1 protein-coding gene is annotated in these 511 nt (G+C 66.1%); it reads left to right on the forward strand.

All coding sequences use genetic code 11. From position 1 onward, the window contains the following. Window positions 1-12: 12 nt before the first annotated feature. Window positions 13-511 (forward strand): DsbA family protein (locus tag AC1D0P_RS28305; RefSeq protein WP_477679771.1); only part of this gene is annotated, 499 nt, incomplete at its 3' end.

A 511-nucleotide genomic window follows, 5' to 3' on the forward strand; every position in this document is an offset into this window, starting at 1 on the left:
GCATTAGACGATGTGACGCTGGAATTGAGCCCCACCGGGCTTTTCGCCGGCGAATCCGCGCGGCCGATGGACAAGGCCTTTGCGAACTATGCCTGGCAGAACGACCAGCRGATCGCCCGCCTGACCGGCCAGCCCTTCACCGAGGCCTATCGCAGCCAGGTGCTCGGCGCGGAAGGCACGATGTTCGACTCCGCACCCGCCACGCTCGCGCTCGTCGCCGTCGGCTTGACCGAGCCTGGCAATGAACTCGCGGCGCTGAAAGCCATCCAGCGGGCTCGCTACGAAGACGGTCTCAACAATTCAGACCTCGCCACTGTCGCAATCATCCTTGCCGATGCAGGCTTTTCGGCAGCGGCCGAAAGGCTCAGCGCACCTGACGACGAACTTCTCGCGGCCTATCGCGGGCGGATTTCCGCGGCACGCGCCGACATGGCGCGGTTCGGCGTCGGCGGCGTGCCAGCCCTGGTCGTCGGAGAAGGTGCCAATCAGCGCTTGCTGCGCAGCGATGCGC

Source organism: Polaromonas sp. P1_G2 (assembly GCF_056405515.1).